This is a genomic window from Streptomyces sp. CB01373, from assembly GCF_002803075.1.
GTDB lineage: Bacteria > Actinomycetota > Actinomycetes > Streptomycetales > Streptomycetaceae > Streptomyces.
Genome location: NZ_NNBK01000009.1, coordinates 199,000 through 221,767, shown reverse-complemented (window position 1 = coordinate 221,767; position 22,768 = coordinate 199,000). Strand labels below are relative to the sequence as shown.

The following is a 22,768-nucleotide window of genomic DNA, read 5'->3' as shown; positions in this document are numbered from 1 at the left end:
CCTCCGACGATGCCCCGGCGAGGATGCCGGCCGGGGTGAGCCTAGGCGGTGACACGCACATGGCACTGGCTGCGGCCACGGTCCCGTACGAGCTGAGGTTCGACGCCGGGCGGGTCTGCCTGGATCTCCTCTCCACCACCCACCCCGTGGAACGGCTGGACTCCCTCCCGCCCCTGCGCGCGTGGATCACCGGCTCGGGGCTGGTGCCGCCCGGCTGCCCGCTGACGCACGCCGACGCGCCCTGGCTTTCAGGGTTCCGCGAACTGAGGCGGGACATGAGCGAGTTGGTGCGCGGATATCTCGGTCAGGAGGCGCGGGCCTACGACCTCGCGCTCGCCCGCGTCAACGACATCGCCCGCACGGCACCACCCGCACCCCGCGCCGTACCCACCGAAGACGGCACCCTCGTGCGCGAGTTGGCCGGGCCACCCGAGTGCGCCGCCCTGCTCGCGGCCGTCGCCCGGGACGCCGTGGAACTGCTCACCGACCCCGTGGCCAGGGCCGCCCTGCGCCAGTGCGAGGGCGACAACTGCCCGATCGTGTACCTGGACACGTCCCGGGGACGCCGGAGGCGCTGGTGCTCCAGCGAGGTCTGCGGGAACCGCGAACGGGTGGCCCGCCACCGCCGACGCGCTGCACTTTCAAGGAGCTAGAGAAAGCACACGCGACAACTCCCGCATCCCATTTGCCGGTTGTGGGTGTTCCGTGCCGAAGTGATTTGCGTAACACATTGTTTGGCCCGCTCCGGGTGCGGGCAGCGCGCCCGCCTTCAAAACTGTGTCGGAAATGTGAAGACCGGGCGGGGGGAATGTGCGCCCATGTCCTCCCTCGTCACGTCACCCGACAGAAAACCGTCGGCCTGTTTTGAACGCCGCGTGCCCTGGATCCGTACCCGTCGGCGAGCGACCGACTGGGGGGAAGCCCCGGACACCGGAGGTGGGCGTGCGCAAGGATGCGGCCGTGGCCAATGAACGTGGAGCGAGGGCCCGACATCGCATGTCCCAGTCCTCGGAACCTGATGAGGAGTTGATGCGTGCCCTCTATCGCGAGCACGCCGGACCTCTCCTCGCGTATGTCCTCCGGCTGGTGGCCGGCGACCGGCAGCGTGCCGAGGACGTGGTGCAGGAGACGCTCATCCGTGCCTGGAAGAACGCCGGTCAGCTCAATCGAGCCACCGGTTCGGTACGCCCCTGGCTGGTGACGGTCGCCCGACGCATCGTCATCGACGGCCACCGCAGCCGGCAGGCCCGGCCGCAGGAGGTCGATCCGTCGCCGCTGGAGGTCATCCCCGCGGAGGACGAGATCGACAAGGCGCTGTGGCTGATGACGCTGTCGGACGCGCTCGACGACCTGACCCCGGCCCACCGGGAGGTGCTCGTCGAGACGTACTTCAAGGGGCGTACCGTCAACGAGGCGGCCGAGACACTGGGCATACCCAGCGGCACCGTCCGCTCACGGGTGTTCTACGCCCTGCGGTCGATGAAGCTGGCACTGGAGGAGCGGGGGGTGACGGCGTGATGAGCGTGTACGGGGGATTCGGAACGGGTGGTGCGGGTATGTCTGGGGCCATGCAGGGAACCCCGGCTCCGAACGAGCACGAGACCGTCGGCGCCTACGCCCTCGGGATCCTCGACGACACCGAGGCAACCGCTTTCGAGGCGCATCTCGCCGGCTGCGAGTGGTGCGCCCAGCAGCTCGACGAACTGGCCGGCATGGAGCCGATGTTCGCCGCGCTCGCGGACCTGCCGGGCTCCGGCACACCCGCGGTCGGGGAGTCCCTTTCGGCCAAGCCGAGCCCGCGCCTGGTGGAGAAGCTCGTCGACGAGGTCGCCGAGCGCCGCGCCCAGAAGCGCAGGCGCAGCTTCTACATGGTCGCCGCGGCGGCAGCGCTGATCATCGGCAGCCCGCTGGCCGTGTTCGCGGTGAGCGGCTCGGGCGGCGGCGACAACACCACGGCGGGCGCGAGTACCGCGCAGTCCGCGTTCGCGTCGATGCCCGAGAAGGTCACGGCGACGGACCCGACGACGAAGGTCTCCGCGACGGTCGCCGTGGAGAAGAAGGACTGGGGCACGAACGCCGTTCTCGAGCTGAGCAACGTCACCGGCTCGCAGAAGTGCTCGCTCATCGCCGTCGGCAAGAACGGCGAACGTGAGACGGTCACGTCCTGGTCCGTCCCGGAGTGGGGCTACGGCGTCCCGAACGCCAAGACGGAGCAGGCCAAGAACCCTCTCTACGTCCGTGGCGGCGCGGCCCTGGAGCCGAACCAGATCGATCACTTCGAGGTGATGACCTTCGACGGGAAGCAACTCGTCGAGGTACCCGCGTCCTAGCTTCCGCCCAGGGCCCCCTTTCGCGTACGGTTGACGGCTGCCCAGCACGTCAGAAGGGGGCCCGGTGGCCGCACAGGCTCAACAGGATTCCGCGGTCGGATCGGTCCACGGCGCAGCGCACGAAGCGGCGCACGACTCCGTACGGGACCGTGAGATCAGTGTGGAACAGCAGCACCTGGACCGGGTGTACCGCCGCCTCGAGGAGAAGATCCACGAGGCCGAGTTCCTCATGCGTGACGCGGCCCAGCGCGGCCAGGTGGGCACACCCGGCGCGCTGGCCGAGCGCGACGCGCAGGTGTTCCGGGCGGGCATCCACCTCAATCGGCTGAACAACGAGTTCGAGGACTTCCTCTTCGGCCGTGTCGACCTGCTGCTCGGCAAGGACGGCAGGAAGGGCCCGGACGGCGCGTACACGGCGGTGGAGCCGGCCGAGGGCGTGGTCCGCGAGGACGGCACGGCGGACATCGCCGAGACCCTGCACATCGGCCGTATCGGCGTCCTCGACGAGGACTACTCCCCGCTGGTCATCGACTGGCGGGCACCGGCCGCCGCCCCCTTCTACCGCTCCACCCCGGTCGACCCCGGCCGGGTCGTGCGCCGGCGCGTCATCCGTTCCAAGGGGCGGCGCGTGCTCGGCGTCGAGGACGATCTGATGCGTCCCGAGCTGAGGGCGTACCTCGACGGCCACGAGCTGCCCGCGATCGGCGACGGCGCGCTGATGGCCGCGCTCGGCCGGTCCCGCGGCCACACCATGCGGGACATCGTCTCCTCCATCCAGGCCGAGCAGGACCTGGTCATCCGCGCCCCCGCCGCCTCGGTGACGTACGTCGAGGGCGGCCCCGGGACGGGGAAGACGGCGGTCGCCCTGCACCGGGCGGCCTACCTGCTCTACCAGGACCGCCGCCGCTACGCGGGCGGCATCCTGATCGTCTCCCCGACACCGCTGCTCGTGGCCTACACCGAGGGCGTGCTGCCCTCGCTCGGCGAGGAGGGCCAGGTCGCCGTCCGGGCGATCGGCTCGCTCGTCGACGGCGCCGAGGCGACGCTGTACGACTCCCCGTCGGTGGCCCGGGCCAAGGGCTCGTACCGGATGCTGAAGGTGCTGCGCAAGGCGGCGCGGGGCGCGCTGGAGTCCAACGGCACCCCGGACCGGCTGCGGGTCGTCGCCTTCGGCCGCCGGCTGGAGCTGGAGGCCGGGGAACTCGACCACATCCGGCGCACCGCCCTCGGCGGCACCGCGCCGGTGAACATGCTGCGCCCGCGCGCCCGCAAGCTGCTCCTTGACGCCCTGTGGGAGAAGTCGGGCGCCGCCGGCCGGCACACCGACCCGGAACTCGCCGCCGAGCTGCGCTCCTCCTTCGACGAGGACGTCACCGGTGAGGACTCCTTCGCCGCCTTCCTCGACGCCTGGTGGCCGGAGCTGGCCCCGACGGCGGTGCTCGCCGCCATGGCCGACGAGCGGCGCCTGGGCCGCTGGGCGCGCCGGATCCTCAACCCGGGGGAGGTGCGCCGGGTGGCCCGCTCGCTGCGGCGCGGCGGCCACTCGGTGCACGACATCGCCCTGCTCGACGAGCTCCAGGCGATCCTCGGCACCCCGGCCCGCCCGCGTCGGAAGCGTGAACTGGATCCGCTGGACCAGCTCAGCGGTCTGGAGGAGCTGATGCCGGTGCGCGAGGAGTCGCAGTGGGAGCGGGCGGAACGCCTCGCGCAGGAGCGCACCGAGTACGCGCACGTCATCGTGGACGAGGCACAGGACCTCACGCCCATGCAGTGGCGGATGGTCGGCCGCCGCGGCAGGCACGCCACCTGGACGGTCGTGGGCGACCCCGCCCAGTCCTCCTGGTCCGACCCGGACGAGGCGGCCGAGGCCCGCGACGAGGCCCTGGGCACCCGGCCGCGCCGCCGCTTCGAGCTGACCGTGAACTACCGCAACCCGGCCGAGATCGCCGAGCTGGCCTCGAAGGTCCTCGCCCTGGCCATGCCGGGCTCCACCGCGCCGACGGCCGTGCGCTCCACCGGGGTGGAGCCGCGCTTCGCCGTCGTCCGGGGCTCGCTGGAGAAGAGCGTGCGGGCGGAGGCGGAACGGCTCCTCGACCTGGTGGACGGCACGGTCGGCGTGGTCGTCGCCATGAACCGGCGTGAGGAGGCGCGGCGCTGGCTGGCCGGGCTGGGTGACCGGGTGGTGGCGCTCGGCAGCCTGGAGGCCAAGGGTCTGGAGTACGACGCGACGATCGTCGTCTCGCCCGCGGAGATCGCGGACGAGTCCCCGGCCGGCCTGCGGGTCCTGTACGTGGCTCTGACCAGGGCCACTCAGCAGCTCACGGTGGTCTCCGCGGAGCGGGACGAGCCGGACGGGGCCGGGGTGCCGGATCTGCTGAGGGACTGAACAACGGGTGAACCTCGGCGACGGGAATGGCCACCGGGGATCCGTTTGTTAGCCTGGATACGGCACCGGCCCGATCCAAGCCCCCGGGCCCAACCTTTGTCGCTACGAGCGACCACTTGCCGCGAGGCGAGCATGGCGGGTCGGTGTCACACAAACCTCCGAGAGGTCCACGTCACGGTGTGACGTGGACCTCTTTTGTCGCTCCCGCGTCTTTCGCCATCGCGACACTTCTCGTATGGTGAAATTCTGTTTCCGAAATCGGCACCTCCCGGTGAACACTACGTCCGCAACCCGGGGCGACTACCACGTACTCAGGGGTAGGTGCGACGATCGGACGGCAGAACTTCGCGACACGGTGAAAGCAGAGGAAGTCGGCCATGGCAACGGCGCCCAGCGTCTCCTACTCGATGACCATCCGTCTGGAGGTGCCGGCGGGCGGAACCGCCGTATCGCAGCTCACCACGGCCGTGGAGTCCTCCGGAGGCTCGGTGACCGGCCTCGACGTCACCGCTTCGGGCCACGAGCGGCTCCGTATCGACGTCACCATCGCGGCCACCTCGACGGCCCACGCCGAGGAGATCGTCGAGAAGCTGCGCGGCATCGAGGGCGTCACGCTGGGCAAGGTCTCGGACCGTACGTTCCTCATGCACCTCGGCGGCAAGATCGAGATGGCGTCCAAGCACCCCATCCGCAACCGTGACGACCTGTCCATGGTCTACACCCCCGGTGTGGCCCGCGTGTGCATGGCGATCGCGGAGAACCCCGAGGACGCCCGGCGCCTGACCATCAAGCGCAACTCCGTTGCGGTCGTGACGGACGGCTCGGCCGTCCTCGGCCTGGGCAACATCGGCCCCAAGGCCGCCCTGCCGGTCATGGAGGGCAAGGCGGCCCTCTTCAAGCGCTTCGCCGGCATCGACGCCTGGCCGATCTGCCTGGACACCCAGGACAGCGACGCGATCGTCGAGATCGTCAAGGCGATCGCCCCCGGCTTCGCGGGCATCAACCTGGAGGACATCTCCGCGCCCCGCTGCTTCGAGATCGAGGCCCGGCTGCGCGAGGCCCTCGACATCCCCGTCTTCCACGACGACCAGCACGGCACCGCGATCGTCGTGCTCGCCTCGCTGACCAACGCGCTGCGCGTGGTCGGCAAGTCGATCGACAGCGTGCGCGTGGTGATGTCCGGCGCCGGCGCCGCCGGTACGGCGATCCTGCGCCTGCTGCTCGCCGCGGGCGTGAAGAACGCCGTCGTCGCCGACATCCACGGCGTGGTGCACGCCGGCCGTGAGGACCTCGTCGGCGCCGCCCCGGACTCCCCGCTGCGCTGGATCGCGGACAACACCAACCCGGAGGGCCTGACCGGCACTCTGAAGGAGGCCGTGCACGACGCGGACGTCTTCATCGGCGTCTCGGCGCCCAACGTGCTCGACGGCGACGACGTGGCCGCCATGGCGGAGGGTGCGATCGTGTTCGCGCTCGCGAACCCCGACCCCGAGGTGGAGCCGGCGATCGCCCGTCAGACAGCGGCAGTTGTGGCCACCGGCCGCTCCGACTTCCCCAACCAGATCAACAACGTGCTGGTCTTCCCGGGTGTCTTCCGCGGCCTGCTGGACGCGCAGTCCCGTACCGTCAACACGGAGATGATGCTGGCCGCCGCGCAGGCCCTGGCCGACGTGGTCACCGGGGACGAGCTGAACCCGAACTACATCATTCCGAGCGTCTTCAACGACAAGGTCGCCGGCGCGGTGGCCGGAGCGGTCCGGGAGGCGGCCGCGAAGACGGCGGCGACGGCGTGATGATTGCCACGGTGCCGGGAAACCGGCGCGTCGCGAAGCACCCCGCCGCCGGCGGAGCCTTATCGTGACGGCCATGCTCGGGCATCTCTTCGTGTGACTCCCAAGGGTGTTCTCACGACTCCTATGGGTGCCGGATTGGCATTCGCGCCGCAGGTGGGGGCAGGATGCCTCCCTGGGCGCGAGGGTTCGGCGACGGACCCGGGTCCGGGGACTCACCGAGGAACCTGGCAGCATCGGCTTCGCTGTGCCCAACATGCGGCCTCGCCGCAACGGCAAGAAGAACACGGGAGTAAGAACATGAACCGCAGTGAGCTGGTGGCCGCGCTGGCCGACCGTGCCGAGGTGACCCGCAAGGACGCCGACGCCGTGCTGGCCGCGTTCGCCGACGTCGTCGGCGACATCGTCTCCAAGGGGGACGAGAAGGTCACCATCCCTGGTTTCCTGACCTTCGAGCGCACCCACCGTGCCGCTCGCACCGCTCGCAACCCGCAGACCGGCGAGCCGATCCAGATCCCGGCCGGCTACAGCGTGAAGGTCTCCGCGGGCAGCAAGCTCAAGGAAGCGGCCAAGGGCAAGTGACCCAGCCGTCTCGTGCGCCGCGGGACGGCGCACGAGACGCTGTAGGCCGGTCCTTCCAGGCCACTGAACGCCAATGGGGCGGCCCCTCACCAGGGGCCGCCCCACTGTCGTACGCGCTCCCGGGCGCCCGCCGGGCCGACCGGATCATCCGGGGCCCGGCCGGGAGCCCCGGTCAGCCGAGGGCCTGGCCCGGGAGTTCCACCTTGGCGCCGAGCTCCACGAGCTTCTCCATGAAGTTCTCGTAGCCGCGGTTGATCAGGTCGATGCCGTGGACGCGGGACGTGCCCTGGGCCGCCAGGGCCGCGATCAGGTAGGAGAAGCCGCCGCGCAGGTCCGGGATGACCAGGTCGGCGCCCTGGAGCCGGGTCGGCCCCGACACCACCGCGGAGTGCAGGAAGTTGCGCTGGCCGAAGCGGCAGTCGGAGCCGCCCAGGCACTCGCGGTAGAGCTGGATGTGCGCGCCCATCTGGTTGAGCGCGGAGGTGAAGCCCAGACGCGACTCGTAGACCGTCTCGTGGATGATCGACAGGCCCGTGGCCTGGGTCAGGGCCACCACCAGCGGCTGCTGCCAGTCCGTCTGGAAACCGGGGTGCACGTCCGTCTCCAGCGCTATGGACTTCAACTGGCCGCCCGGGTGCCAGAAGCGGATGCCCTCGTCGTCGATCCGGAACGCGCCGCCCACCTTCCGGTAGGTGTTCAGGAAGGTCATCATCGACCGCTGCTGCGCGCCGCGGACGTAGATGTCGCCCTCGGTGGCCAGCGCCGCCGACGCCCAGGACGCGGCCTCCAGCCTGTCCGAAAGCGCCCGGTGGTCGTAGCCGCCGAGCTTCTCCACCCCCGTGATCCGGATCGTCCGGTCGGTGTCCATCGCGATGATCGCGCCCATCTTCTGCAGAACGCAGATCAGGTCCTCGATCTCCGGCTCCACGGCCGCGTTGGACAGCTCGGTGACACCCTCGGCCAGCACGGCCGTCAGCAGCACCTGCTCGGTCGCGCCGACGGACGGGTACGGCAGCCGGATCTTCGTGCCGCGCAGCCGCTGCGGGGCCTCCAGGTACTGCCCGTCGTCCCGCTTCTCGATGACCGCGCCGAACTGCCGCAGCACGTCGAAGTGGAAGTCGATGGGCCGGCCGCCGATGTCGCAGCCGCCCAGGCCGGGGATGAACGCGTGCCCCAGCCGGTGCAGCAGCGGCCCGCAGAACAGGATCGGAATACGCGACGAGCCCGCGTGGGCGTCGATGTCGGCGACGTTGGCGCTCTCGACCCGGGTCGGGTCGAGCACCAGCTCGCCCGGTTCGTCACCCGGACGGACCGTCACGCCGTGCAGTTGCAGCAGACCGCGCACGACACGCACGTCACGGATGTCCGGAACGTTGCGCAGGCGACTTGGTTCACCGCCCAGCAGGGCGGCGACCATGGCCTTCGGTACGAGGTTCTTCGCACCGCGGACTCGGATCTCGCCCTCCAGCGGGGTTCCGCCATGGACAAGCAGTACGTCGTCAGTGCCGTTGACGGTCATGTATCTCGCGTTCCGATGAGGTGGGCAGGTGGCCGGCCGATCACTGCGGAGGGGGCCGGAGAGACAGGGTAGTCGCCGTGCGCCCCCCTGCAGAAAGTCCGCGGCACCCGGGGTTGGCTCATGATCCCGCACCGACACGCGCCGTTGAGCGCCGGGCACGTGCGGTCACCGCCCCCGCCGTGCGCCGGTCGCTTCCGTGTCCCGTGAGCTGCGCTCACCCCCGTAGCCGGATTGGCTCCCCATGCGAAGGGAAGATGCGGGATCATGTCTGGCATGACCGAGGTGTCCTCGCTCACAGGGCGGCTGCTCGTGGCCACGCCCGCCCTGGCGGACCCGAACTTCGACCGCGCGGTGGTGCTCCTTCTCGACCACGACGAGGAGGGCTCCCTCGGTGTCGTCCTCAACCGTCCCACGCCGGTGGACGTGGGCGACATCCTGGAGGGCTGGGCCGACCTCGCCGGGGAACCCGGCGTCGTCTTCCAGGGCGGCCCGGTGTCCCTGGACTCCGCACTCGGCGTCGCCGTCATCCCCGGCGGCTCCGGCGAGGGCGCCCCGCTGGGCTGGCGCCGGGTGCACGGCGCGATCGGTCTCGTCGACCTGGAGGCACCTCCCGAGCTGCTGGCCTCCGCCCTCGGCTCGCTGCGGATCTTCGCCGGATACGCCGGCTGGGGCCCCGGCCAGCTGGAGGACGAGCTGGAGGAAGGAGCCTGGTACGTCGTCGAGTCGGAACCCGGCGACGTGTCCTGCCCCGCCCCCGAGAGGCTCTGGCGCGAGGTGCTGCGCCGCCAGCGCAGCGAACTGGCGATGGTCGCCACATACCCGGACGACCCTTCGCTCAACTGATGCCCGGGGCCTTCAGTACCCTTGCGGTATGAGCACTCTCGAGCCCGAGCGCGGCACTGGTACGGGGACCCTCGTCGAGCCGACGCCGCAGGTGTCCCACGGCGACGGCGACCACGAGCGCTTCGCCCACTACGTCCAGAAGGACAAGATCATGGCGAGCGCCCTCGACGGCACGCCCGTCGTGGCGCTGTGCGGCAAGGTGTGGGTGCCTGGCCGCGACCCGAAGAAGTACCCCGTCTGCCCGATGTGCAAAGAGATCTACGAATCCATGACAGGCGGCGGCGAAGGCGGCGACGACAAGAAGAAGTAACCGGCTCCCCGCTCGGCAGAGACTCTCAGGGCCCCCGAGGCACGCTCCGGCGCGCCCCGGGGGCCCGTGCCGTCGCCGGGCTGTGCACCATGTGCAACGCCCGTTGCGCCGCGTCGCGGCCGGCGCTACCCATGGGGGCATGACCGACGTGATTCCGGCCCCGCGCGCCGCGGCCGGCTCCCCGGACCGCGCCGTCCCCCTCGACCGGGGCACCACCCTGTGGGCCGCCGAGGGCACCGGCGGCACCGAACGCTGGCTGCGCGGCACGCTCGGCGCGGCCCTCGGCCTGCCCCTTGCGCCCGGCGCCGAGGACGACCCGGACTCCGTACGGCTGCGCCTGGACGACACCCTGGAGCCCGAGGCGTACCGGCTCGCCGCCGTGCCCGGGCGGGGCGTCGAGATCCGCGGCGGCTCCCCGGCCGGGGTCTTCTGGGGTGCGCAGACTCTGCGCCAGCTGCTCGGCCCCGACGCCTTCCGGCGCGCCCCCGTACGGCCGGACGCCGCCCACGCGGTCCCGGCGGGGGTGATCGAGGACGCCCCCCGCTTCCGCTGGCGCGGCCTGATGCTCGACGTGGCCCGCCACTTCATGCCGAAGGACGGCGTCCTGCGCTACCTCGACCTGATGGCCGCGCACAAACTCAACGTGCTGCACTTCCACCTGACGGACGACCAGGGCTGGCGTGTCGAGATCAAGCGGTGCCCAAGGCTGACGGAGGTCGGTTCCTGGCGGGCGCGGACGAGATTCGGCCACCGGGCGTCCCCGCTGTGGGACGACAAACCGCACGGCGGCCACTACACCCAGGACGACATCCGCGAGATCGTCGCGTACGCCGCCGAACGGCACATCGCCGTCGTCCCCGAGATCGACGTGCCCGGGCACTCGCAGGCTGCCATCGCCGCCTACCCGGAACTCGGCAACACCGACGTCGTCGACACCTCCGCCCTCACCGTCTGGGACGACTGGGGGGTCAACCCGAACGTCCTCGCCCCCACCGACGCCACCCTGCGCTTCTACGAGGGCGTCTTCGAGGAACTGCTCGAACTGTTCCCCGCGGACGCTGTGGCCTCCACCGGATCCGCGGGTTTCGCGGCGTTCTCAAGTTTCTTCCACATCGGCGGCGACGAGTGCCCCAAGGAGCAGTGGCGGGCCTCCCCGGCCGCGCAGACGCGGATCGCGGAACTCGGGCTGGCCGATGAGGACGCGCTCCAGTCCTGGTTCATCGGCCACTTCGACGCCTGGCTCGCCGCGCGCGGGCGCAGGATGATCGGCTGGGACGAGATCCTGGAGGGCGGCCTGGCGTCGGGGGCCGCGGTGTCGTCCTGGCGCGGGTACGCGGGCGGGATCGCGGCCGCGCGGGCCGGCCACGACGTCGTCATGTGCCCCGAGCAGCAGGTGTACCTGGACCACCGCCAGGCCCCGGGCGAGGACGAGCCGGTGCCGATCGGCTACGTGCGCACCCTGGAGGACGTCTACCGGTTCGAGCCGGTCCCTCCGGAGCTGGACGAGGCGCAGGCCCGCCATGTGCTGGGCACGCAGGCCAACGTGTGGACCGAGGTGATGGAGGATCAGGCACGCGTGGACTACCAGGTCTTCCCCAGGCTGGCCGCGTTCGCCGAGGTCGCCTGGAGCGCCCTGCCCGCCCCGGCGGAACGGGACTTCGCGGATTTCGGGCGGCGGATGACCGCCCACTACGGGCGTCTGGACGCCCTGGGAGTCGGGTACCGGCCGCCCACCGGGCCGCGCCCGTGGCAGCGGCGCCCCGGCGTCCTCGGGCGGCCTCTGGAGGGCCCTCCGCCGTCGAGGTAGCCGCCGGGGTACGCGGGGGCGGCGGGATGATCGGTTCCGTCCGCGGCCCCGCTCGCCGCTTCCGCCGTCTCGAACAGGTGGCGGAAAAAGTCCGCAAGAGTCAGCGAAGAGTGGGAATTCGCTCGCACCGGTGATGGCGTGCCAAATCGGCCCATGTCCCCGATGAGGTGGGCGAATGCCACCTAGCGGACCCCTGTCTTCGGGCCCTGCGAAGATGTGCCAGAGTTGCCACGTCCGGCCTGTCAGCACGTACCGTACGGCAGCACAGGTGGGACCAGCGGGGGCAGCGGGAAGGGGCAGCCGGTTTTGACCACGCACGCACCTCAGGCGGCGCAGGCCGTCACGCTGCCCACGACACTGAACGAGGCGGTGGCGGCACTCACCGCCATGCCCGCGGCGGTGCCCGTGGCCGGCGGTACCGACCTCATGACCGCCGTCAACTCCGGGCAGCTCAGGCCCACCGCGCTGGTCGGGCTCGGCCGGATCAGCGAGATCCGCGGCTGGCAGTACCAGGACGGCCACGCGCTGCTCGGCGCCGGACTCACCCACGCGCGCATGGGGCGTCCCGACTTCGCCGCCCTGATCCCGGCGCTGGCCGCCGCCGCGCGCGCCGCGGGCCCGCCGCACATCCGCAACGCGGGCACCCTGGGCGGCAACATCGCCTCCGCCGCCCCCACGGGGGACGCGCTGCCGGTGCTGGCCGCCCTGGAGGCGACCCTGATCATCGCGGGCCCGGGCGGAGCCCGCCGGGAGATCCCGGTGTCGCACCTGCTGGCCGGCGTGGAGATGCTCCGCGCGGGCGAGCTCATCGGCTTCGTGCGCGTGCCGCTGCTGCACGCGCCCCAGGTCTTCCTCAAGGCGACCGGCCGTACCGGACCGGGCCGCGCGGTCGCGTCCGTGGCGCTGGTCCTCGACCCCGCCCGGCGCGGGGTGCGGTGCGCGGTGGGCGCCATAGCGCCGATGCCGCTGCGGCCGCTGGACGCCGAGCACTGGGTGGCCCAGCTCATCGACTGGGACGCCGGCCGCGTGATCGTCCCGGAGGCGCAGACCGCCTTCGGCGAGTACGTGGCCGCTGCCTGCATCCCCGATCCGGTCCCGGCCGAGGACGGCTCCGTGCAGCAGCTTCCGCCCGCCGTACTGCATCTGCGGCGCACCGTCGCCGCGCTGGCCCGACGAGCACTGGGGAGGGCGCTGTCGTGACCGACGATCAGCACGCGGAGGGCGCGCCGGGCAGCGGCGGCCGATGGGACCCGCTCCCGCAGGGCGAGTACGACGACGGCGCCACCGCGTTCGTGAAGCTGCCCGAGGGCGGCATCGACGCCCTCCTCGCCGCCCACAGTCCGCTCGCGGCGCCCGGCCACGGCTACGTGCCGCCGCAGATAGCGGTCACGCCCGCCCCGGCGGACGGCACCGACCCGGCGGCGCCCGGCGGTTGGGCCGCGCCGGGCGCGCCCGCACAGGGCGCCCAGTGGCCCGACCCCAACGCGGTGCCGCAGGACGCGGGCGCGGACGACCGGTTCACCTATCGCCCGGAGGCCACCCAGCAGTGGCACTTCGACGAGGGCCGGACGGGCCAGGTCCCGCCCGGCTCCGGGCAGGACGTGACCGGGCAGTGGTCGATCCCCGTCGCCGGGGGTGACATCCCGGACGAATCGGGCGAGTTCACCACGTCGTCGCTGGTCCAGCAGTGGGGCGGCACCCCTCCGTCCACCCTCCCCGGCGGCGCGGCCGCCCCCTGGGCAACGGAGGAGGTCGGCCAGGCCTGGAGCCGCCCCCGGCCCGATTCCGGGGACCCCGGCCCCTACGAGAACGGCCCGGCCGACGCCGGATTCCCGGGCGGACCCGGTGCGGGCCCGGCCGAAGCGGCGTACGGCACGCGCGGAGACGGGCGGATGCCCGGGACTCCCGCCGCGGGCGGCCCGACCGGGGGTGCCTTCCCGGCCGGCGCGCACGGCGCCGGGGCGGCCGGTGCGCCCACGGACGCGCGGCGTCCGGGCGGCGGCGGGCCTGCCGCCGAGGCGGCTGAAGCGGCCTACCGGGCCGCGGCGTACGGCACGCGCGGAGACGGGCGGATGCCCGGGGCTCCCGCCGCGGGCGGCCCGACCGGGGGCGCCTTCCCGGCCGGGCGGCCAGGCGAGGGCGGGCACGGTGCCGGGACGCCGGAAGGCATGTACGGGGACGGCGCGTCGGCGTCGGGCGCGGGCCGCCTGGACGGCCGTCCGGCGGAGGGCGGGCGCGCGGCCGGGGGATCCGGGCCGCGGGCCGCCTCGGCCGGACCGTTGCCGCCGGCCGTGACCGGACCCGGCGCGGACGCCGCCCAACGGCACGGCAGCGGTGCCCCGGCGGCGCGGGAGGCCCAACTCCGAGCGGAGCGAGGCGCTCAGGACTCGTCGTCCCGGCCCGAGTCCCCGGCTTCCGGCGCGGGCGAGGACGGCCGAGGGCCCGTCAAGGCCGCCGAGGGGCCCACCGGGCGCCCCGCGCGGCCCGGCCAGGCCGAGGACGCCCAACCGCCCTCCGGGGCCGCCGACGAGCCCGCCACGGACTCCGGCTCCGCGACCCCCGACGACGCGGACGCCGCCACCCAGGACGCCCCGCCTTCCGCGGCCCCGCAGGACGAGCACCCGCTCGCCTCGTACGTGCTGCGCGTCAACGGCGCGGACCGGCCCGTCACCGACGCCTGGATCGGCGAGTCGCTGCTGTACGTGCTGCGCGAGCGGCTCGGGCTCGCGGGCGCCAAGGACGGCTGCTCGCAGGGCGAGTGCGGCGCCTGCAACGTGCAGGTCGACGGACGCCTGGTCGCCTCCTGCCTGGTGCCCGCGGTCACCGCGGCGAGCAGCGAGGTGCGCACGGTCGAGGGACTGGCCGTGGACGGTCAGCCCTCGGACGTGCAGCGGGCGCTCGCCCGGTGCGGCGCGGTGCAGTGCGGCTTCTGCGTGCCCGGCATGGCGATGACCGTGCACGACCTGCTGGAGGGCAACCCGGACCCGACGGAGCTGGAGACCCGCCAGGCGCTGTGCGGCAACCTGTGCCGCTGCACGGGCTACCGCGGCGTCCTCCAGGCAGTCAAGGAGGTCGTCACCGAACGCGAGGCGCACTCCGCGGCGGGCGAGGCCGAGCAGGACGCCGACGAGCCGCGCATTCCGCACCAGGCGGGTCCGGGCGCCGGCGGCGTCCACCCCTCCGCGTTCGACACCCCGGCACCGCACGACCCCTACGGCCAGGACGGAGGCCAGGCGTGAGCAACGAAGCCGCCACCGCCGCCGCGGAGACCGCCCCGGCACCCGAACCGCTGCCGCACGGTCTCGGCTCCTCACTGCCCGCCGCCGACGCCCGCGCCAAGACGGAGGGCACCTTCCCGTACGCGGCCGACCTGTGGGCCGAGGGCCTGCTGTGGGCGGCCGTGCTGCGCTCGCCGCACCCGCACGCGCGCATCGTGTCCATCGACACGGCACACGCGCGCGAGATGCCCGGCGTCCGGGCCGTCGTCACCCACGAGGACGTCCCGGGCCGCAAGGTCCACGGCCGCGGCACGCCCGACCGCCCGGTGTTCGCCTCCGAGGTCGTGCGCCACCACGGCGAGCCCATCGCGGCCGTGGCCGCCGACCACCCGGACACCGCCCGGATGGCCGCCGCCGCCGTCATCGTCGAGTACGAGGTGCTCGACCCGGTGACCGATCCCGAACAGGCCTTCGAGGCGGAGCCGCTGCACCCCGACGGCAATCTGATCCGGCACATCCCGCTGCGCCACGGCGACCCGGAGGCGGCCGGCGAGGTCGTCGTCGAGGGCCTGTACCGCATCGGCCGCCAGGACCCGGCCCCCATCGGCGCCGAGGCCGGCCTCGCGGTGCCCCGCCCCGACGGCGGCGTGGAGCTGTACCTGGCCTCCACCGACCCGCACACCGACCGTGACGCGCTCGCCGCCTGCTACGGCCTGGAACCCGATCGCGTGAAGATCGTCGTCACCGGCGTGCCCGGCGCCACGGCCGACCGCGAGGACCAGGGCTTCCAGCTCCCGCTCGGCCTGCTGGCGCTGAAGACCGGCTGCCCGGTGAAGCTCACCGCGACCCGCGAGGAGTCCTTCCTGGGTCACCCGCACCGCCACCCCACGCTCCTGCGCTACCGTCACCACGCCGACGCCGAGGGCGCGTTGGTCAAGGTCGAGGCGCAGATCCTGCTGGACGCGGGCGCCTACGCCGACACCTCCTCCGAGGCCCTCGCCGCCGCCGTTTCCTTCGCCTGCGGCCCCTACGTCGTCCCGAACGCCTTCATCGAGGGCTGGGCCGTACGCACCAACAACCCGCCGTCCGGGCACGTCCGCGGCGAGGGCGCGATGCAGGTGTGCGCCGCCTACGAGGCGCAGATGGACAAGCTGGCCAAGAAGCTCGGCCTGGACCCGGCCGAGGTGCGCCTGCGCAACGTCATGGCGACCGGCGACGTACTGCCGACCGGCCAGACGGTGACGTGCCCGGCCCCGGTCGCCGAACTGCTCCAGGCGGTACGGGACCACCCGCTGCCGCCGCTGCCCAAGGACGTCCCCGAGGAGGAGTGGCTGCTGCCCGGCGGCCTGGAGGGGGCGGGCGAACCGGGCGCGGTGCGCCGGGGCGTGGGCTACGGCCTGGGCATGGTGCACATGCTCGGCGCTGAGGGCGCAGACGAGGTCTCCACGGCGACCGTGCGGGTGCAGGGCGGCGTGGCGACGGTGCTGTGCGCGGCGGTGGAGTCCGGCCAGGGCTTCACGACGCTCGCCCGGCAGATCGTCCAGGAGACCCTCGGCATCGACGAGGTGCACGTCGCCGCGGTCGACACCGACCAGCCGCCGGCCGGCGCCGGCTGCCGGGGCCGCCACACCTGGGTGTCGGGCGGCGCGGTGGAACGCGCGGCCAAGATGGTCCGCACCCAGCTCCTCCAGCCCCTCGCCCACAAGTTCGGCATGTCCACCGAGCTGCTCCAGATCACCGACGGCAAGATCACGTCGTACGACGGCGTGCTGTCCACCACGGTCACGGAGGCGCTGGACGGCAAGGAGCTGTGGGCCACCGCCCAGTGCCGCCCGCACCCCACCGAGCCGCTGGACGGTGCGGGTCAGGGCGACGCCTTCGTGGGCCTGGCCTTCTGCGCCGTGCGCGCGGTGGTGGACGTGGACATCGAGCTGGGCTCGGTACGGGTCGTGGAGATGGCCCTCGCCCAGGACGTGGGCCGGGTGCTCAACCCGGCCCAGCTCGCCGCCCGGATCGAGGGGGGCGTCACCCAGGGCGTGGGCATCGCCCTCACCGAGAACCTGCGCACCCCGCGCGGACTGGTCCGCCACCCCGACCTCACCGGCTACGCCCTGCCCACCGCCCTGGACGCGCCGGACATCCGGATCGTGAAACTGGTCGAGGAGCGGGACGTCGTCGCCCCCTTCGGCGCCAAGGCGGTCAGCGCGGTACCGGTGGTGACCTCGCCCGCGGCCGTCGCCTCCGCGGTACGCGCCGCCACGGGCCGTCCGGTCAACCGGCTGCCGATCCGTCCGCAGGCCGCGGTGGTGACCGCGCAGTGAGGGGCGTCCGCCCGCGGTGAGACAGGCTGGAAAGGAACGCCGGGCGGCCGCCCGGCGTCTTCCGTTTTGGGACGTTGTCAGTGAGGGGGCGTAGTCTTCGGGCAGTGGTGACGAGGGCCGCCGCCCGAGACGGAGCGCCCGGCCCCGAACCAGCCCGGGACGCGGTCCGCCCCGGCACCTGAACTGAACCGCACGGGGGAACGATGAGTATGACCGACACCGTTGTCAGGGTGATCACCCTGCCCGAGAGGGCCCGCGAACTGCGCCGTTCCTACGGCGAGTTCGCGTTCCGCCCGATGGCGGCTCCCGTCCGCCCGGCGGCCCGCGTCCGCCCGGCGGTTCCGGCCGTCAGGCCCGGCACGGCCTCCGGACTCACCCTCGACCTGCGCGCCCACCTGCTGCACCGTGAGTTCGGCCGCGGCCGGATCGCGCGCTACGAGGACGTCGACTTTCCCGCCACTCTCACCCACGAGCCCACCCGCCGCTTCCTGCGCGACACGGGTCTGCCCGAGGACGGCGTACTCCTCCAGTCCGACACCGACGTGCCCCTGCCGACGCTCGCCGAGTTCTGCGCCGACGAGTGCCCCGACGACTTCTGGCCCGACGAACTCCCCGCCCGCGCTCACCAGTTGATACGCCTCGGCCGTTTCGCCGACGGCAGCAGCCTGCTGGTCGACGGCACCACCGGCGAGGTCCTCACCTGGACCGGCCCCGAATCCGCGCCGGCCCCCCTCACCAAGGACGTCTCCACCCTCGCCTTCACCTTCTGGCTCCTGCGCCGCCGGCGGATTTCAGACGCCCACTGAGAGGCCGTGGCGGGAATCGAACCCGCGTAACTCGCTTTGCAGGCGAGTCCCTGAACCATTCGGGCACACGGCCGTGTCGGGGCGGAAGGGGCTTCGCCGGCCCGGAATCGGTGAAATCGACCGTAGGGCGCGGGCGACCGGGGCTCAAGGGCAGGGCGGGGGTCGCAACGCGACTGCCATGCGGCGTTCATGAATGGGGGCTCGGGCGGTGGTCGTACGACCAAGGTCCCGGCCGTGAGGGTACTCCCGACAGGGGCCAAAGCAGGCTGCGCACCTTACTCTGGCGACCATGAGCGCCCTGGAACCGCGCGACGCTGAGGTCGCCGACATCTCCGACAGATCCGGTCCCCACGACGTGCCGGCCGGCACCGTGCTGAGCCGCGACCACCGGGCGCTGAGCATCGGGATCGTTTCCGTTGTCCTGCTGATCGCCTTCGAGGCGACGGCCGTCGGCACGGCGATGCCCGTGGCGGCGCGGGAGCTGGACGGGGTGTCGCTGTACGCGTTCGCGTTCTCGGGGTTCTTCACCACCAGCCTGTTCGGGATGGTGCTTTCCGGACAGTGGTCGGACCGGCGCGGTCCCCTGGCCCCGCTGACCGCGGGGATCGGTTCGTTCGTGGCCGGGCTGCTGCTGGCCGGGACGGCGAGCACGATGTGGGTGTTCATCGCCGGGCGCGCCGTGCAGGGGCTCGGCGGCGGCCTGGTGATCGTCGCCCTGTACGTCGTCGTCGGGCGGGCCTACCCCGAGCGGCTGCGCCCGTCGATCATGGCGGCGTTCGCGGCGGCCTGGGTGGTCCCGTCGATCGTCGGCCCGCTCGCCTCGGGCGCGGTGACCGAGCATCTGGGCTGGCGCTGGGTCTTCGTCGGCATTCCGGTGCTCGTGGTGTTCCCGCTGGCCATCGCCCTGCCGCAGATACGGCGACGGGCAGGCGGCCCGGTGGGCGAGGGCGTCGGCGAGGGCGCCGGGCAGTCCTCCTTCGACCTGCGCCGCATCCGGCTCGCCCTCGGCATCTCCCTGGGCGCCGGGCTGCTCCAGTACGCGGCCCAGGACCTGCGCTGGCTGTCGCTGCTGTCCGGAGCGGCCGGGGCCGCGCTGCTGGTCCCGGCCGTGCGGGGGCTGCTGCCGCGCGGCACGTACCGGGCGGCGCGCGGGCTGCCGTCCGTCGTGCTGCTGCGCGGGGTCGCGGCGGGCTCCTTCATCGCCGCCGAGTCCTTCGTGCCGCTGATGCTCGTCACCCAGCGGGGGCTGTCCCCGACGCTGGCCGGGTTCTCCCTCGCGGCCGGCGGGGTCACCTGGGCGCTGGGCTCGTGGGTGCAGTCGCAGCCGCGGATGGCGCCGTACCGGGAGCGGCTGATGACCATCGGGATGGTGCTGGTGGCCGCGGCCATCGCCGCCGCGCCCAGTGTGCTGATCGCCGCCGTCCCGGTCTGGACGGTCGCCGTCGCCTGGGCCTTCGGCTGCTTCGGCATGGGCCTGGTCATCGCCTCCACCAGCGTGCTGCTGCTGCGGCTGTCGGCCCCCGAGGAGGCCGGCACCAACTCCGCGGCCCTGCAGATCTCCGACGCCCTCTCCAACGTCGTCCTGCTCGCCGCGGGCGGCGCCGCCTTCGCCGCGCTGGGCGGCGGCACGGTGGCCCACACCACCGCCACCACGGCCTCCGCCTCCCACTCGGCGGCGTTCGCGGTGGTCTTCCTCCCGATGGCGGCGGTGGCCCTGACGGGGGCATGGGTGACACGGCGGCTGCGGACAGAGCCCCGGTGACACCGTGTGCTGCCGCGCTTCGCTCGCTGATCTGTGACGCCTGTCGCACCCGCGCCGGATGTGGCGTTGTTGCCCTGAGTGCCGGGTGGGGGCACCGATAGGGTGGCCCGGTCGTCATACGTAGCCGAGACCCCCAGCACAGCGAACCGGAGACCGTGACTACTGCCCGCCCGTCACCCGCCACCACCCTCAACGGAGAGCCCTCCGGGCCCACCCCTATGTCTGCCAGCTCGTCCCACTCCCACCATCTCTCGCCCGCCTTTCCCGGTCGCGCCCCCTGGGGTACGGCCGGGAAGCTGCGTGCCTGGCAGCAGGGGGCGTTGGAGAAGTACGTCCAGAACCAGCCCCGCGACTTCCTGGCGGTGGCCACCCCCGGCGCCGGAAAGACGACCTTCGCACTGACGCTGGCCTCCTGGCTGCTGCACCACCACGTCGTCCAGCAGGTGACCGTGGTCGCGCCGACCGAGCACCTGAAGAAGCAGTGGGCCGAGGCCGCCGCGCGGATAGGCATCAAGCTCGACCCGGAGTACAGCGCGGGCCCGCTCGGCAAGTCGTACCACGGCGTCGCCGTGACGTACGCGGGCGTCGGCGTACGTCCCATGCTGCACCGCAACCGCGTCGAGCAGCGCAAGACCCTCGTCATCCTCGACGAGATCCACCACGCCGGCGACTCCAAGTCGTGGGGCGAGGCGTGCCTGGAGGCCTTCGAGCCCGCGACCCGCCGCCTCGCCCTCACCGGTACGCCGTTCCGCTCGGACACCAACCCCATCCCGTTCGTCACGTACGAGGAGGACTCGGCCGGCATCCGGCGTTCCTCCGCCGACTACACCTACGGCTACGGCTCCGCCCTCTCCGACGGCGTCGTCCGGCCCGTCATCTTCCTCTCCTACAGCGGCAACATGCGCTGGCGCACGAAGGCGGGCGACGAGATCGAGGCCAGGCTCGGCGAGCCGATGACCAAGGACGCCGTCAGCCAGGCCTGGCGCACCGCGCTCGACGCGCGCGGCGAGTGGATGCCGGCCGTGCTGCGCGCCGCCGACCAGCGGCTGACCGAGGTCCGCAAGGCCATCCCGGACGCCGGCGCCCTGGTCATCGCCTCCGACCAGGAGTCCGCCCGCGCCTACGCCAAGCTGATCCGCGAGATCACGGGCAGCAGCGCGACCCTCGTCCTGTCCGACGACGCCGGCGCCTCCCAGCGGATCGACGACTTCAGCGGCAGTGAGGACCGCTGGATGGTCGCCGTCCGCATGGTCTCCGAGGGCGTCGACGTACCCCGGCTCGCGGTCGGCGTGTACGCCACCACCATCTCCACCCCGCTCTTCTTCGCCCAGGCCGTCGGCCGTTTCGTACGGTCCCGCAGGCGCGGCGAGACCGCCTCAGTCTTCCTGCCGACCGTCCCGGACCTGCTGACCTTCGCCAACGAGATGGAGGTCGAGCGCGACCACGCCCTCGACAAGCCGAAGAAGGACGGCGAGGAGGACCCGTACGCCGAGTCCGAGAAGGAGATGGACGAGGCGAACCGGGAGCAGGGCGAGGACACCGGTGAGCAGGACATGCTGCCCTTCGAGGCGCTGGAGTCCGACGCCGTCTTCGACCGGGTCCTCTACGACGGCGCCGAGTTCGGCATGCAGGCACACCCGGGCAGCGACGAGGAGCGGGACTACCTCGGCATCCCGGGCCTGCTCGAACCCGAGCAGGTGCAGATGCTGCTCCAGAAGCGGCAGGCCCGGCAGATCGCGCACAGCCGCAAGCGGCCCGACACCGAGGCCGACCTGCTCGAACTGCCCGCCGACCGGCGCCCGGTGGTGACGCACAAGGAGCTGATGGAGCTGCGCCGGCAGCTCAACACGATGGTCGGCGCGTACGTCCACCAGAGCGGCAAGCCGCACGGGGTCGTCCACACCGAGCTGCGCCGGGTGTGCGGTGGTCCGCCCAGCGCCGAGGCGACGCCGGGGCAGCTGCGCCAGCGCATCGCCAAGGTGCAGGAGTGGGCGACACGGATGAAGTGACCCGGGGTGCGGCCGCGCGTTCCTGATGCGTGGCCCCCCGGCACCACCGCGAGTGCATATCGGGATGAACTCCGCACTTCCTACCGGTCGGTGACCGGATTCTGGACGGAGGCTTCCGCTCAGCGAACTCCTTCGCTAGTGTCCGGCTACGCCGACGCACCGTGGCAGAGCCGCCACGGAGCGCAGCCGTGAAGCGACTTCAGTCCGGGCGGCCCGGACCGTCGGCCGATCGGGGGCCTCCGCTGCGCGTCACCGACGGGACCCGGTGACGCGCGCGACGCGGAGAGGGCCGCCGACCTCACCACTAAGGAGTGGGCGTCGTGACCGCGGAGACCTCCCAGACGCTCGACCGGGGACTGAGGGTCCTCAAACTGCTGGCCGAGACGGACCACGGGCTGACCGTCACCGAGCTGTCGATCAGACTGGGCGTCAACCGGACGGTGGTGTACCGGCTGCTCGCCACTCTGGAGCAGCACATGCTCGTCCGCCGTGATCTGGGCGGCCGGGCCCGGGTCGGGCTGGGAGTGCTGCGGCTGGGCCGCCAGGTGCATCCGCTGGTACGGGAGGCGGCGCTGCCGGCGCTGCGGTCGCTGGCCGAGGACATCGGGGCGACCGCGCATCTGACGCTGGTGGACGGCGCGGAGGCGCTGGCCGTCGCCGTGGTCGAACCGACGTGGACCGAGTACCACGTGGCCTACCGGGCCGGTTTCCGGCACACCCTGGAGCGGGGCGCCGCGGGCAAGGCGATCCTCGAGGCCCGGCGCCGGCCGGCCGCGGAACCCGGCTACACCCTGACCCACGGCGAGCTGGAGGCCGGTGCCTGCGGGGCGGCGGCACCCCTGCTCGGCGTGACCGGCCTGGAGGGCAGCGTCGGGGTCGTCATGCTGGCGGACGCCGTACCTGAACGGGTCGGACCCCGGGTCGTCCACGCGGCCCGCGAGGTGGCGGAGGCCCTGCGCTGACCGCCGCCCCCGGGCCTGTGCGGCACGGCTCCTCGCGGTCGCGGTGGAGCGGTCGTCGGAGCGGTCGTCGAAGGGGGCGCGGGGGAGCGGTCGTGGGGGGAGCCATCGCCCGCTGGCCGGATC

The 22,768-nt window shown here is 72.9% G+C and carries 17 protein-coding genes and 1 tRNA gene; 16 read left to right on the top strand and 2 right to left on the bottom strand.

All coding sequences use genetic code 11. The annotated features are described in order from the left end of the window. Window positions 1-59: 59 nt before the first annotated feature. The 6 genes from CG719_RS16200 to CG719_RS16175 all read left to right on the top strand — a co-directional run bounded on the left by CG719_RS16200 (window position 60) and on the right by CG719_RS16175 (window position 7,088). Window positions 60-653, top strand: coding sequence for a CGNR zinc finger domain-containing protein (locus CG719_RS16200; RefSeq protein ID WP_100569328.1), 594 nt, complete (start codon window positions 60-62; stop codon window positions 651-653). A 343-nt stretch (window positions 654-996) separates the two neighbouring features. After that, window positions 997-1,518, top strand: coding sequence for a sigma-70 family RNA polymerase sigma factor (locus tag CG719_RS16195; RefSeq protein WP_019056398.1), 522 nt, complete (start codon window positions 997-999; stop codon window positions 1,516-1,518). Beyond that, entirely contained in the window at window positions 1,518-2,330 is an 813-nt protein-coding gene (locus CG719_RS16190; RefSeq protein WP_376492241.1) for an anti-sigma factor family protein, read from the top strand. The genes CG719_RS16195 and CG719_RS16190 overlap by 1 nt, the downstream gene beginning before the upstream one ends. A 64-nt stretch (window positions 2,331-2,394) precedes the next feature. Further along, complete coding sequence (locus CG719_RS16185) at window positions 2,395-4,716, top strand: HelD family protein (protein ID WP_100569325.1); 2,322 nt, start codon at window positions 2,395-2,397, stop codon at window positions 4,714-4,716. 377 nt (window positions 4,717-5,093) lie between these two features. Further along, window positions 5,094-6,509 (top strand): NAD-dependent malic enzyme, encoded by a 1,416-nt coding sequence (locus tag CG719_RS16180; RefSeq protein ID WP_100569324.1) that lies wholly within the window; start codon window positions 5,094-5,096, stop codon window positions 6,507-6,509. A 297-nt stretch (window positions 6,510-6,806) separates the two neighbouring features. Beyond that, complete coding sequence (locus tag CG719_RS16175; protein WP_003990598.1) at window positions 6,807-7,088, top strand: HU family DNA-binding protein; 282 nt, start codon at window positions 6,807-6,809, stop codon at window positions 7,086-7,088. A gap of 172 nt (window positions 7,089-7,260) precedes the next feature. Here CG719_RS16175 and murA read toward each other — a convergent pair whose 3' ends face one another. Then, window positions 7,261-8,607 carry a UDP-N-acetylglucosamine 1-carboxyvinyltransferase gene (murA, locus tag CG719_RS16170; RefSeq protein WP_100569323.1) on the bottom strand — a complete coding sequence of 449 codons (1,347 nt, stop codon included), beginning with the start codon at window positions 8,605-8,607 and terminating at the stop codon, window positions 7,261-7,263. Window positions 8,608-8,880: 273 nt separating this feature from the next. Here murA and CG719_RS16165 point away from each other — a divergent pair, with 273 nt between their 5' ends. The 7 genes from CG719_RS16165 (at window position 8,881) to CG719_RS16135 (ending at window position 17,912) form a co-directional block, all read left to right on the top strand. Continuing rightward, window positions 8,881-9,450 (top strand): YqgE/AlgH family protein, encoded by a 570-nt coding sequence (locus tag CG719_RS16165; protein ID WP_199836654.1) that lies wholly within the window; start codon window positions 8,881-8,883, stop codon window positions 9,448-9,450. 28 nt (window positions 9,451-9,478) lie between these two features. Beyond that, the gene (locus CG719_RS16160) at window positions 9,479-9,760 is read left to right on the top strand and encodes a DUF3039 domain-containing protein (RefSeq protein ID WP_100569321.1); all 282 of its coding nucleotides are present in this window, start codon (window positions 9,479-9,481) and stop codon (window positions 9,758-9,760) included. A gap of 139 nt (window positions 9,761-9,899) precedes the next feature. Further along, window positions 9,900-11,567, top strand: a complete 1,668-nt coding sequence (locus CG719_RS16155; RefSeq protein WP_100569320.1) for a beta-N-acetylhexosaminidase — start codon at window positions 9,900-9,902, stop codon at window positions 11,565-11,567. A 306-nt stretch (window positions 11,568-11,873) separates the two neighbouring features. Continuing rightward, window positions 11,874-12,767: an FAD binding domain-containing protein gene (locus tag CG719_RS16150; protein ID WP_100569319.1), complete on the top strand. Its 894-nt coding sequence runs from the start codon at window positions 11,874-11,876 to the stop codon at window positions 12,765-12,767. Beyond that, window positions 12,764-14,806, top strand: coding sequence for a 2Fe-2S iron-sulfur cluster-binding protein (locus CG719_RS16145; RefSeq protein WP_100569318.1), 2,043 nt, complete (start codon window positions 12,764-12,766; stop codon window positions 14,804-14,806). Before CG719_RS16150 ends, CG719_RS16145 begins: the two co-directional genes overlap by 4 nt. Continuing rightward, a complete protein-coding gene (locus tag CG719_RS16140) occupies window positions 14,803-17,106 on the top strand; it encodes a xanthine dehydrogenase family protein molybdopterin-binding subunit (protein ID WP_100569317.1) in 2,304 nt (767 codons plus the stop codon). Before CG719_RS16145 ends, CG719_RS16140 begins: the two co-directional genes overlap by 4 nt. Before the next feature lie 209 nt (window positions 17,107-17,315). After that, window positions 17,316-17,912: an SUKH-4 family immunity protein gene (locus CG719_RS16135; RefSeq protein WP_442802729.1), complete on the top strand. Its 597-nt coding sequence runs from the start codon at window positions 17,316-17,318 to the stop codon at window positions 17,910-17,912. 1 nt (window position 17,913) lies between these two features. Here the strand turns inward: CG719_RS16135 and CG719_RS16130 are convergent. Next, window positions 17,914-17,985: transfer RNA gene (locus CG719_RS16130), tRNA-Cys, on the bottom strand. Window positions 17,986-18,201: 216 nt separating this feature from the next. Between CG719_RS16130 and CG719_RS16125 the strand changes: the two genes are divergently transcribed. From CG719_RS16125 to CG719_RS16115, 3 genes are all read left to right on the top strand, one after another. After that, entirely contained in the window at window positions 18,202-19,674 is a 1,473-nt protein-coding gene (locus CG719_RS16125; RefSeq protein ID WP_100569315.1) for an MFS transporter, read from the top strand. Window positions 19,675-19,892: 218 nt separating this feature from the next. Beyond that, window positions 19,893-21,683: a DEAD/DEAH box helicase gene (locus tag CG719_RS16120; protein ID WP_100569314.1), complete on the top strand. Its 1,791-nt coding sequence runs from the start codon at window positions 19,893-19,895 to the stop codon at window positions 21,681-21,683. A gap of 320 nt (window positions 21,684-22,003) precedes the next feature. Next, entirely contained in the window at window positions 22,004-22,645 is a 642-nt protein-coding gene (locus tag CG719_RS16115) for an IclR family transcriptional regulator (protein WP_100569313.1), read from the top strand. Window positions 22,646-22,768: the final 123 nt, after the last annotated feature.

Excerpts from the sequence above, each read along its gene's own strand:
- CG719_RS16160 (WP_100569321.1), top strand. The coding sequence starts at position 9,479 with ATGAGCACTCTCGAGCCCGAGCGCGGCACTGGTACGGGGACCCTCGTC.
- CG719_RS16180 (WP_100569324.1), top strand. The coding sequence starts at position 5,094 with ATGGCAACGGCGCCCAGCGTCTCCTACTCGATGACCATCCGTCTGGAG.
- CG719_RS16190 (WP_376492241.1), top strand. The coding sequence starts at position 1,518 with ATGAGCGTGTACGGGGGATTCGGAACGGGTGGTGCGGGTATGTCTGGG.
- murA (WP_100569323.1), bottom strand. The coding sequence starts at position 8,607 with ATGACCGTCAACGGCACTGACGACGTACTGCTTGTCCATGGCGGAACC.
- CG719_RS16120 (WP_100569314.1), top strand. The coding sequence starts at position 19,893 with ATGTCTGCCAGCTCGTCCCACTCCCACCATCTCTCGCCCGCCTTTCCC.
- CG719_RS16175 (WP_003990598.1), top strand. The coding sequence starts at position 6,807 with ATGAACCGCAGTGAGCTGGTGGCCGCGCTGGCCGACCGTGCCGAGGTG.
- CG719_RS16125 (WP_100569315.1), top strand. The coding sequence starts at position 18,202 with ATGAGCGCCCTGGAACCGCGCGACGCTGAGGTCGCCGACATCTCCGAC.
- CG719_RS16165 (WP_199836654.1), top strand. The coding sequence starts at position 8,881 with ATGACCGAGGTGTCCTCGCTCACAGGGCGGCTGCTCGTGGCCACGCCC.
- CG719_RS16155 (WP_100569320.1), top strand. The coding sequence starts at position 9,900 with ATGACCGACGTGATTCCGGCCCCGCGCGCCGCGGCCGGCTCCCCGGAC.
- CG719_RS16135 (WP_442802729.1), top strand. The coding sequence starts at position 17,316 with ATGACCGACACCGTTGTCAGGGTGATCACCCTGCCCGAGAGGGCCCGC.
- CG719_RS16195 (WP_019056398.1), top strand. The coding sequence starts at position 997 with ATGTCCCAGTCCTCGGAACCTGATGAGGAGTTGATGCGTGCCCTCTAT.
- CG719_RS16200 (WP_100569328.1), top strand. The coding sequence starts at position 60 with ATGGCACTGGCTGCGGCCACGGTCCCGTACGAGCTGAGGTTCGACGCC.